The sequence below is a fragment of the Burkholderia sp. Ap-955 genome, assembly GCF_011753045.1.
In the GTDB taxonomy this organism is placed as follows: Bacteria; Pseudomonadota; Gammaproteobacteria; order Burkholderiales; family Burkholderiaceae; genus Burkholderia; species Burkholderia lata_D.
Genome location: NZ_VWWH01000194.1, coordinates 1 through 2,420, shown reverse-complemented (window position 1 = coordinate 2,420; position 2,420 = coordinate 1). Strand labels below are relative to the sequence as shown.

Here is a 2,420-nt window from a genome sequence, read left to right as displayed (position 1 = left end):
AAAGCGCCCTGGCCGACGCGCGCGGCGCGTACACACGCGGCGATCGCGCGGCCTTCGCCGCCACGCTCGCGCATGCGCAGGCCAGCGCGCCGGACGACCCCGACATGCTCGCCGCGATCGGGGCGCAGTGGATCGACGCGGGCGAGCCGGATCGCGGCCTGGCGCCGCTTCACGACTGGATCGCCGCGCACCCGCGCGAAGCCGACGCGGACGTGCGGCTGCGCTACGGCGACCTGCTCGGCAGCGCGGGGCGCGACGACGCGCTCGCCGCGTGGCTCGACACGCTGCGCCGGGAACCGTCGCTGACGCCTGCACAGACGGCGAGGATCGATGACCAGTCGCTGCGGCTCGTGCTGCGGCAGACGGACGACGCGATCGCGCAGCAGGATTACGCGCAGGCGCGCAAGCTGCTCGGTCGCGCGAGCCCGGCCGGCCGCGCGGACAAGCGCTACGCGCTCGAACTGGCCGATCTCGAACGCGCGCAAGGCCATTACGATGCGGCGCGCGCCGCGCTTGCGCCGGTCGTCGCGCGCACGCCGGACGATGCGGATACGCAGCTCGCGCTGGCCCGCATCGACGAGGACAGCGGTAACCGCGCGGCTGCGCTTGCACGCGTGCAGACGGTGCTGGCCCGCACGCCGGACGACGACGTCGACACGCAACTGTCGGCCGTGCGTCGCCTGAATGCGCTGCGCCGTCCGGACGAAGCCGTGCAGGTGACCGACCGGCTGCATGCCGCGTATCCGTCGCGCCCGGATGTGACGGTCGCGGCCGGCCGCGTGGCCGAGGTGCAGGGGCGCTATGACGATGCGGCGTCGCTGTACCGGTTGTCGCAGTCGCAGGAGCGCACGACGGGCGTGAGCCCGGGCCGTGATGGGCTGACGCCCGCGCAGGCCGCGTTCGCGGATCTCCAGCAGCGGCGCAATCCCGAGATCGAAACCGGCTGGACGCCCGCGTACAAGTCGGGCGACGAAGGCATCTCGTCGTATCGCGCGCAGCAGGTGCCGATCTACATGCAGTTGCCGATCCGCTACGACGGGCACGTGTTCGCGCAGATCGACACCGTGCATCTCGACCCGGGCACGCTCGACACGAGCAACCCGAACGCGTATTCGCTCAGTACCTTCGGCAGCTACGCGGCGCTCAAGGCGCAGAACGCGCTGACTCCCGCGTCGATCGCGAATCCGCCGGGCTCGCTGCACCAGACGGCCACGGGCGTCGCGCTCGGCGCGGGCTATCTGACGGACGCATGGCGCTTCGATCTCGGCACGTCGCCGCTCGGTTTCCCCGTGCATTACCTGGTCGGCGGCGTGCGCTATCGCTTCGACGCGGGCCCGGCCAGTTTCTCGGTGAATGCGTCGCGGCGGCCGGAAACGAGCAGCGTGCTGTCGTACTCGGGGATGCGCGACCCGTGGACCGGCGCGGTGTGGGGCGGCGTGCGCCGTGACGGCGTGAACCTGCGCGCGTCGGTCGACGTCGGCCGCACGAACCTGTTCGCGGAACTCGGCGCGGGCGTGCTGTCCGGCCGCAACGTCGAACGCAACGCGGAAGTTACGCTGCGCACGGGCTTCACGGTGCCCGTGTACGAGCGCGCGACGATGAAGGTCAGCACCGGGCTCGTCGGCAACGCATGGCACTACGCGGAGAACCTGCGCTACTACACGTACGGGCAGGGCGGTTACTACAGCCCGCAACGCTACCTGTCGCTCGGCGTGCCGATCGAATGGGCGGGCCGGCACGATGCGCTGTCGTGGGACCTGGCCGTCACGGGCGGGATCTCGAACAGCTACGAGAAGGATTCGCTGTATTACCCGATGTCGTCGGACCAGCGGGCCGCGCAGGTGGCGGCCGGGTTCGTGTACGCGGGCAGCTCGACGCGCGGCGTGTCGTTCTCGTACGGGATCAACGGGATCGTCGAGTACCGCGTGAACCCGCACCTGAGTGTCGGCGCGCAGCTGAAGGTCGACCGGTCGCACGACTACGCGCCGAGTTCGGCGCTCGTGTACCTGCGCTATGCGTTCGACGCGCGCGCGCAACGCAGCTGGCTCGTCACGCCGACGCCGGTACGGCTTTATTCGGATTACTAGGGGAACGCGCCGTGAATACGGAACTCGATGCCACCCGCTCCACGCTCGGCGCCACTGGCCTGGTCGATCACCTGCGCGCGCTGCTGCGCGTGGGGCCAGCCGGCGGCCGCGCCGGCGCATTGAGCCGGCTCGCGATCGACGGCTTGCCCGACGCGTGGACGCAACTGGAAGCCGGCGGCCTGTACGCGATCTACGCGGCCGGCGCCACGCCGGCCTGCGATGCGCTCGTCTGGGAGAGCGCGCGACAGGCGCGCACGCGCGACGTGACGATCGTGCTCGCACGCGACGCGGCGCAGGTCGCCGACCAGATGCAGGCGCGCGGCTTTGCGGGCG

Annotated in this window: 2 protein-coding genes; both read left to right on the top strand. The window is 71.4% G+C overall.

Going from position 1 to position 2,420, the window contains the following annotated elements; translation table 11 throughout:
* A partial coding sequence (locus F3J15_RS37180; protein WP_166897764.1) for a cellulose synthase subunit BcsC-related outer membrane protein occupies positions 1–2,087 on the top strand: 2,087 nt, incomplete at its 5' end.
* 11 nt (positions 2,088–2,098) lie between these two features.
* The coding region (locus F3J15_RS37175; RefSeq protein WP_345891975.1) for a BcsE family c-di-GMP-binding protein at positions 2,099–2,420 on the top strand (322 nt) is incomplete at its 3' end.